6 protein-coding genes and 2 pseudogenes are annotated in these 8,419 nt (G+C 73.2%); 2 read left to right on the forward strand and 6 right to left on the reverse strand.

What is annotated here, in order from left to right; all coding sequences use genetic code 11:
- The first annotated feature begins 173 nt into the window (after positions 1–173).
- Together FrCorBMG51_RS25215 and FrCorBMG51_RS29635 are read left to right on the forward strand one after the other, a co-directional pair.
- Entirely contained in the window at positions 174–2,396 is a 2,223-nt protein-coding gene (locus FrCorBMG51_RS25215) for a PEP/pyruvate-binding domain-containing protein (RefSeq protein ID WP_200902439.1), read from the forward strand.
- A 96-nt stretch (positions 2,397–2,492) separates the two neighbouring features.
- On the forward strand, positions 2,493–2,963 hold the full coding sequence (locus FrCorBMG51_RS29635) for a PEP-utilizing enzyme (protein WP_200902440.1): 471 nt from the start codon (positions 2,493–2,495) through the stop codon (positions 2,961–2,963).
- Between the two features lie 385 nt (positions 2,964–3,348).
- Here FrCorBMG51_RS29635 and FrCorBMG51_RS13065 read toward each other — a convergent pair whose 3' ends face one another.
- The 6 genes and pseudogenes from FrCorBMG51_RS13065 to FrCorBMG51_RS31215 all read right to left on the reverse strand — a co-directional run.
- Positions 3,349–4,800: an acyclic terpene utilization AtuA family protein gene (locus tag FrCorBMG51_RS13065; RefSeq protein ID WP_235433544.1), complete on the reverse strand. Its 1,452-nt coding sequence runs from the start codon at positions 4,798–4,800 to the stop codon at positions 3,349–3,351.
- Positions 4,801–4,813: 13 nt separating this feature from the next.
- Positions 4,814–5,170, reverse strand: a pseudogene (locus tag FrCorBMG51_RS34745) (acyclic terpene utilization AtuA family protein); the annotation flags it as partial.
- Between the two features lie 55 nt (positions 5,171–5,225).
- A complete protein-coding gene (locus tag FrCorBMG51_RS13070; RefSeq protein ID WP_047223349.1) occupies positions 5,226–6,023 on the reverse strand; it encodes a TIGR03084 family metal-binding protein in 798 nt (265 codons plus the stop codon).
- Positions 6,023–6,202 carry a hypothetical protein gene (locus tag FrCorBMG51_RS29640; protein ID WP_047223350.1) on the reverse strand — a complete coding sequence of 60 codons (180 nt, stop codon included), beginning with the start codon at positions 6,200–6,202 and terminating at the stop codon, positions 6,023–6,025. The genes FrCorBMG51_RS13070 and FrCorBMG51_RS29640 overlap by 1 nt, the downstream gene beginning before the upstream one ends.
- A complete protein-coding gene (locus FrCorBMG51_RS13080; RefSeq protein WP_047223379.1) occupies positions 6,199–8,187 on the reverse strand; it encodes an ATP-binding protein in 1,989 nt (662 codons plus the stop codon). Before FrCorBMG51_RS13080 ends, FrCorBMG51_RS29640 begins: the two co-directional genes overlap by 4 nt.
- Positions 8,188–8,192: 5 nt before the next feature.
- Positions 8,193–8,419, reverse strand: a pseudogene (locus FrCorBMG51_RS31215) (acyl-CoA carboxylase subunit beta); the annotation flags it as partial.

An 8,419-nucleotide genomic window follows, 5' to 3' on the forward strand; every position in this document is an offset into this window, starting at 1 on the left:
CCGCGACAGCGGCGCCCGCGGCTCGCACGGACGCCCCGGCGCGGACGGACAACTGAAAACGTCGGCCAGCGGCCCCGACATGGCCCCGGATCCCTCTCGACACCGGCTTCGCGAGGAATACACAGTTTCGCAAGGAAGCCCGCCCTCCACCCATCGAGCCCCCTGGAGCAGTGATGTCCCCGGTGCCAGCCGCGCCCGAACGGCCAGACGCCCCCGTCCACGTCCTCCCGCTCGCGTCCTGCGCCGATGACGACGTCGCGGCCCTGGTCGGCGGGAAGGCCAGCGGCCTGGGCAGACTGATCAGCCAGGGCCTGCCGGTCCCCCCGGGCTTCGTCGTCACCACGGACGCCTACCGGGCCGGCGTCGCCGCCGCCGGCCTGGGCCCGCGGATCGACCAGTTGCTGGCCGGGGCCGGGACCCCGTCGGGCGACCACGAGGTCTCCGAGCGGATCCGCGCGCTGTTCGTCGACACGGTCATGACGTCCGACGTCGCCGCCGCGGTGCGGGCGGCCTACGCCGGACTTGGTCACGCGTCGGCCGCCGCCGATGGTGATCATGAGCAGGGCATCCCCGTCGCGGTCCGCTCGAGCGCCACCGCGGAGGACACCGCCGACGCCTCGTTCGCCGGTCAGCAGGAGACCTACCTGTGGATCCGCGGCGCCGACGACGTCGTCGCCAAGGTGCTCGACTGCTGGGCGAGCCTGTTCACCGCGCAGGCGATCGGCTATCGCGCCCGGTTGGGGGTGCCCGTCGAGGACGTCGCGATGGCGGTGGTCGTGCAGACGATGGTGCCCGCCGAAGCCGCCGGCGTCCTGATGACCCTGGAGCCGACGACCGGCGACCGGTCACGCGTCTACATCGAGTCCGCGTTCGGCCTCGGGGAGGCCGTCGTGCGCGGGGACGTCACCGCCGACCGCTACTGGGTCGCCAAGGAGACCCTCACCCTCACCGCCGAGCAGATCAACCCCAAGGAGAAGGCCTGGCGGTTCGACGCGCAGGCCGACGCGCTGCTCTTCACCGACGTCCCCGCCGAGCTGCAGAAGACGCCGTCGCTGCGCACGGAGGAGGCCGTCGCGCTCGCGGGCGTCGGCCGGCGCGTCGAGGAGGCGTTCGGGTTCCCGGTGGACATCGAGTGGGCCTTCGGTCCCGCCGACGCCGACGGGCAGCGGGAGCTGTTCACCCTGCAGGCAAGGCCCGAAACGGTCTGGAGCCGCCGGCCGGCGCCACCCGCCACGGCCGCCCAGCCCGCCGAAACAGCGCCGACGGCCACCGCGCCGGTGGCCGACCCGTATGACGACTGGGACCCGCTGCACGACCCCAGCGCCCCGGAGCTGCACTGGTCGACGTCCAACCTCGGGGAGGCGATGCCCGGGGTGCTGACCCCGCTGAGCTGGTCGTTGTGGTCCCCCGTGGTCGAACACGCGCCGCGGGAGGCCGCCCGCGCGATCGGCGGGCTGACCAGGGCCGAGAGCCGGGTACCGGCGGACGTCTCGCAGCGGTACATCCGTATCTTCTACGGCAGGCCCGCCATGCAGGCCGAGTTCCTCGCCCTGCTCGGGGACCGGATGCCCGGCACGACCGGGCCGGACGCGGTGGCGAGCATCCTCGGCCGGGTTCCCGAGGACATCGCCTTCGCTCCGACGGCACGGCGCTACCCGTCCGTGGCCTGGCGGCTTCCCGTGACCTTCGCGACGGCGCCGAAGAAGGCGCGGCAACTCGCGCGGGAGACCGACGAGTGGTGGCGCGCCAGCCTGGCGCGGGTGGACCAGCTCGGGCACGCCGACCTGATCGCCCTGCTCCAGGACGCCGCCCGCCGGCACGACTACGCCGTCACCCTCCAGTCGATCCTGATCCTGAGCACGATGCAGCCGCTCTACGACACGCTGCGGAAGATCGTCGAACGGGCCGGGGTCGGGGACATCGCCACGCTGGGCGGCGTCGGCGGCGCCGAGATGGCGGTCGTCGCCGACATCTGGCGGGCCTCCCGCGGCGAGCTGACCGTCGAGGACGTGGTCGGTCGGCACGGTTTCCACGGACCGTTCGAGGGCGAGCTGTCCAGCCGGGTGTGGCGCGAGGACGACTCCCCGCTGCGGAAGATCATCGAGGACTACGCCAGGCGGGACGACTCCGCGGATCCGGTTGCCCGGGAGCAGGCCCGCCGCCTTCAGCTCGCCGAGGCGCAGCGGGAGGTCGTCGCGGCGCTGCCCGTCACCGGCCGGCCGGCCGCGCGGACGGCGTTGCGGCTGGCCGCCGCCCGGCTGNGCTGCCGCTGCGGGGCGTGCCGAAACGGTCGTTTCTCCAGGCCTTCGACGTCGCTCGGGCCTGCGCTCGGCGGATCGGCGCGCTGCTCGCCGCGGACGGGCGGCTGGCGGACCCGGAGGAGGTCTTCCACCTGACCGTGGACGAACTCACCGGCGACCTGCCGGCGGACACCACCGCGCTGGTGGCCCGCCGCCGGGAGNCGCCGGGAGCGCCGCGCCCAGTACCAGCAGGTGACCATTCCGGGTGAGTGGAAGGGGTCGCCACAGCCCTCCCTCGTCACGGCGGCGGACCCCGCGACGGACCCGTCGGGGGAACGGGTGATCAGCGGGATCGGGGTGAGCAGCGGCGTGGTCGAGGGCGTCGCCCGGGTGGTGACCGACCCCGCCTTCGCCGACGTCGAACCCGACGAGATCCTGGTGGCCCCGACCACCGACCCGAGCTGGTCGTCGATCATGTTCATCTCCGCGGGTCTGGTGGTCGACATCGGCGGCGCGCTCAGTCACGCCGCCGTCGTGGCACGCGAGCTCGGTATCCCGTGCGTGGTGAACACCCGGACCGGCACCCGCGTCGTGCGGACCGGCGACCGGGTACGGGTCGACGGCACCGCCGGCACGGTCGAGATCCTCTCGAGCGCGCACGGCGACGCCGAAGGGTCAGACGCCGAAGAAGCGGAGATCGAAGGAGCGGCGGCCACCCGATGAGTACGGGCCGTCCGGCCGGGCGGGAACGTCGGCCCGCCCGACACCACCCGGCCGGGCGGCCCATGACCACAGCAGATCGCCAGGAGACCCCGCGGGCGCCCGTNGCCCGCGGGCACGTCCCGCTCCATGCTCCCCGGCCCCGTACGCAGGACGGCCCCGGCATGGCTTCCAGAGCATGCCGGGGCCGTCCGCGACACCCCGTACCGGTTTCCCGCGCCAGCGCGCCGCATGTGCCGCACGCGCGATCCGGCGCGCGCCGCCCGGTCTGCCCTTCGGTGTGAGGCAGCCGACCGGCCTACCGGTACCGCGGGGAACGTCGCGACCAACTCGACGTCGCCACGTCCCCGCCGCGTTCCCACCGGGCCTTCGCCGGAGGAGATCGTTCCTACCGGACGAGCTCGGCGGGTACGTCGATGTGGCGAGAACGCACGTACTCGCCGAAACCCTTCGCCTGCGGGTCGGGGCGGGTCGCCGAGGCGACCCCCTCCCCCAGCAGCCCGACGACGACGAAGTTGAGCGCGCGCAGGTTCGCCAGCTCATACCTGCGGATCTCCAGGCTGGCGGCCTCCGGTACCAGTTCGGCGAACTTCCGCGTGGTCAGCTCGGCGGCGAGCCAGGCGTAGGTGGCGTCGTCCCGGGCCCAGATACCCACGTTCGCGTTGCCGCCCTTGTCCCCGGAGCGGGCGCCGGCCAGACGCCCGAGCGGGACCCGCACCCGTTCGCCCGTGCCCACCGGCGGGGTGGTCGTCACGCCCACGGGCTCCTCCGCGGCGGCCGGAGGCTGCGGCGCCGACGGGCTGTGCTCGATGACGAACTCGGAGCCGTCGTCGAGCACGACCCGCTGGGTGACGACGTCCCGGGCGACGAGCGTGGGCCAGTAGACGCCGTACGCGCTCTCGCTGGTGGGTGGTGTCGTGGTGTGGAAGCCGGCATAACCCCCCAGCGGGAGGGCCATGGTCGCGTTCGAGAAGGACCGGCCGACACGCGCGGGATCACGGTCCTTGACCGTGACCTGCAGGTGCGCGGTCGCCAGCGCGTTGATCTCGGCGTTGTCGTGGTCGAAACGCAGCAGCCGCACGTCGACGGCGTCGAAGGAGTCCTCGCCGCCGAGGATGTCGAACAGCTCCTGGCGGGCCCACGCGGCCTTCTCCTCGATGTCGAGGCCGGTGATGACCAGGGTCATCGTGTTGCGGTAGCCGCCGAGGTAGTTCACGGCGACCTTCAGCTTGTCCGACGGGGCGCTGCCGCGGGTGCCGCTCAGCAGCACCCGGTCCGGGCCCTCCTGCGTCAGCTCGGCGGTGTCGAAATGGGCGACGACGTCGGGGTTGGCGTACGCGGGGCCGGCGATCTCGTAGAGCAGCTGGGCCGTGACCGTGCCGACCGAGACCAGGCCGCCGGTGTCGGGGTGCTTGGTGATGACGCTGCTGCCGTCGGCGGCCACCTCCGCGATGGGGAACCCCGGGTAGCGCCGGTCGGTGACCTCCGACAGGAACGCGTAGTTGCCGCCGCAGGCCTGCGGGCCGCACTCGATCACGTGGCCCGCCGCGACCGCTCCGGCGAGCTGGTCCCAGTCGGTCCGTTCCCAGCGGTGCCACCAGGCCGCGGGGCCGACCACGAGGGACGCGTCGGTCACCCGGGGCGTCACGACGATGTCGGCGCCCGCCTCCAGCGCGGCGGCGATGCCCCATCCGCCGAGATAGGCGTTGGCGGTCACCGGCTGCACGCCCAGCTCGGCGAGCTTGCGTCCGGTGTCGAGGTTGACGAACGGCTCGCCGGCCGCCTGNNNNTGGCTCGCCGGCCGCCTGCAGCTCGTCGATGCGGCCCACGAGATCGTCACCGGTGACGTAGGCGACGCGGGGGGAGAGCCCAAGGCCCGCGGCGAGCTTGGTCACCTGCTCGGCCAGGCCACGGGGGTTGAGGCCGCCGGCGTTGGCAACGATCTTGATGCCGCGCTCCAGGCTGGTCGCGAGCACCTGCTCGAGCTGGGTGAGGAAGGTGCGGGCGTACCCGGCCTCGGGGTCGCGACGCCGGGCCTTCCACAGGATCAGCATCGTCAGCTCGGCGAGGTAGTCGCCGGTCAGCACGTCGATCGGGCCGCCGTCGACCATCTGCTTCGCGGCGTCGATACGGTCCCCGTAGAAACCCGAGCAGTTGGCGATGCGTATCGGACGCCGCTGTGCGGCCGGTGTGGTCACGTGCGGCACCATCCTTCCTGCGAGGCCGATGGGACGGCCGACGAGGGGGTTGCTGAGGGGATCGCTGTCACGGGTGCTGCCCACCGGGGGGACGCCCCGGGCCCGGCGGCCCGGCGAAGACCTGGGCGATCTCGAGGAAGCGGGCCGCGGTGGCCCCGGTGGCCCGCAGGCCGAGGTCCGCGTGGTGGCGACGCTGGGTGACGAGCAGGCAGAAGTCGAGCGCCGGGCCGGTGATGACGTCGGCCGCGTCCGGCGGCCCCCACTGCCACAGCGAGCCGTCGGGGGCGGTGAGGCTGATCCGGATCGGGCTGTCGGGCGGGGGCAGCTGCCGGACGACGAAGCTCCAGCGGACCGTCGCGACGCCGAGGTGCGCGATGTGGCGCAGCCGGGCGGTCGGCTCACGCCGCACCCCCAGGGCGTCGGCGACGTCCTGCCCGTGCGCCCAGGTCTCCATCAGCCGGGCGGTGGCGGAGCTCGGGGCGCTCATCGGCGGGCCGAACCAGGGCAGCTTCGTCCCGGGCTCGATCGCCCTCAGCGTGTCCAGCAGTGTGCCGCGCGCCTGCTCGAACCATGTGAGCAGCTGGCTGCCCGAGCGGTCCCGGTACCACAGGGCGACCTGCGCGGCGAAGTCCCCACCGAGGGCGGTCAGCTTCTTCGCCTCGATGTCGAAGCAGTCCGGGTTGGTCGCGGCGAGCGTTGTCACGTCGTCGAAGTAGGCCAGGTGGCTGACCTGGTCCTTGATGTCCCAGCCGGCGGCCGGTGTCGGCGTGAGCCAGTCGGGCTCGTCAAGGCCGCGCAGCGCAGCCGTCAGCTCCTCGGTCTCGGCTGCCAGGTCGGCCAGCAGCGGGCCGATGTCGGCGGCCATCAGCGTCCGCTCCAGACCGGCGTGCGCTTCTCCCGGAAGGCCCGGGGGCCTTCCGGGGTGCCCTCACCGTCACGCGGCCCCTGCCTGACGCCGGCCGACAGCGCGTTGCGCGTCCGCGGCCGGTCGATGGTCGGCCAGGCCACCGGTCCGTCCAGGACACAGGTGACCGGTGCCGTCATGACTGCTCACCGTCGGCGGCGAGCACGGCCAGGACATGGCCGCCGTCGACGGTCTGGCCCTGGCGCGCGTTGATCTCCACCACCACGCCGTCCTGGGGGGCGGTGACGGTGTGCTCCATCTTCATCGCCTCCAGGACCAGCACCACGTCACCGGTGGTGACGGTCGCGCCCTCCTCCACGACGACCCGGACGACTGTGCCCGGCATGGGCGCGACCAGCGAGCCCGGGGCGACGTTCGCGCCCGGTTCGACGAACCGTGGGACCTCCCGTGCCACGGTCGAGGCGCCGCGGCCGTCGAGGTGGAAGACCGCCCCGTCACGGGTCACGTACACGGTCGCGCGGACACCGTCGACGGTGATGTCGACCAGGCCGGCGTCGACGCGGTGGACCAGCGCCTCCAGCGCGCGGCCGTCCACGCTGGCCTCGACCCGGTTGCCATACTGGCGGTAGCGGACCTCGATCGCCCTGCCAGCCACCTCCAGCACGGTGCGCTGGGCCTCGGTCGGGACGTTGCGCCACCCCGGCGGCAGTGTCGGCAGCACCGCGTTCGCCTGGCGCCGGGTGGCGGCGGTGAGCGTGGCCGCCAGCAGATGGGTCGCCAGGACGTCGTCGGGCAGGGCCGGGGTGCTCAGCGCCACCGGGTCGTGCCGGTTGAGATACCCGGTGTCGATGCTGCCGGCGCGGAACTCCTCCTCGCGCAGGATGCCCACCAGCAGCTCACGGTTGGTGGTCACGCCGTCCACCCGGGTGCGGGCGAGAGCCCGGCCGAGGCGGCGGATGGCGTCCGCCCGGGTCGGGCCATGTGCGATGATCTTGGCGAGCATCGGGTCGTAGTGCACGCCGATCACCGACCCGTCGGCGATCCCGCTGTCGACGCGGATCCCCGTCAGCGCCGGCACCTCGAAGTGGTGCACCGTCCCGGTCGCCGGCAGGAAGCCGGCCGGGACGTCCTCGGCGTACAGCCGGACCTCGATGGCGTGCCCGTTGATGCGCGCCTGGCGCAGCTCGTCGGGCAGGGGCGCGCCCTCGGCCACCAGGAGTTGGGCGCGGACGAGGTCGAGGCCGGTTATCTCCTCGGTGACCGGGTGCTCGACCTGCAGCCGCGTGTTCACCTCGAGGAAGAAGAACTGCCCCTGCTGGTCGAGGACGAACTCCACCGTTCCGGCACCGACATAGCCGATCGCGTTCGCGGCCGCGACCGCGGCCGAGCCGAGGCGCTCGCGCAGCTCGTCGTCGACGGCGACCGAGGGGGCCTCCTCGATGATCTTCTGGTAGCGGCGCTGGATGGAGCACTCCCGCTCGAACAGGTGCACCGCGTTGCCGTGCTGGTCGGCGAAGATCTGCACCTCGATGTGCCGGGGACGCTCGACATAGTGCTCCAGGAACACCGTCGCGTTCCCGAACGCCGAGGCCGCCTCGCGCTGCGCACCGGCGACCGCCTCCGCGAGCTCGTCGACCTGGCGGACGATGCGCATGCCGCGTCCACCACCGCCGTAGGCGGCCTTGACCAGCAGCGGGAACGCCAGGTCCGCGGCGGCCTGGGAGAGCTGGCCACCGTCGGCGAGCAGGTCGGCGTCGATGACCAGGCCGGGCAGGACGGGCACCCCGGCCTTGTCCATCAGTTCCTTCGCCCTGGTCTTCGACCCCATCGCGTCGATGGCGTCCGGGGGCGGCCCGACGAAGGTGATGCCGGCGTCGGCGCAGGCCCTGGCGAAGTCGGCGTTCTCCGACAGGAAGCCGTAGCCGGGGTGGATCGCGTCGGCCCCGGTGCGCTGGGCGGCGGCGATCACCAGGTCGCCCCGCAGGTACGTCTCGGTCGGGGTCGCGCCGGGCAGCCGGACCGCCTCGTCGGCCTCGCGGGCGAACGGGGCGTCGGCGTCCGGGTCGGAGAAGACCGCCACCGTGGCGATGTCCAGCTCGTGGGCGGTGCGGATGATCCTTGAGGCGATCTCACCGCGGTTGGCAATCAGCAGCTTGGTGACCACAGCACTCACATCCTGAAGACGCCGTAGCCGCGGCGCCCCTCGATCGGGCCCGAATGAGCGGCGGACAGGGCGATACCGAGCACGGTGCGGGTGTCACGAGGGTCGAGGACACCGTCGTCGTAGAGCTTGCCGCTCATGAAGAACGAGTGTGACTCGGCGCTGATCTGACCTTCGATCTCCTCGCGGCGCCGGTCGTCGGCCTCCTGGTCGAACGGCCGGCCGGCCGCGGCGG

This window comes from Protofrankia coriariae, from assembly GCF_001017755.1.
Classification (GTDB): Bacteria; Actinomycetota; Actinomycetes; order Frankiales; family Frankiaceae; genus Protofrankia; species Protofrankia coriariae.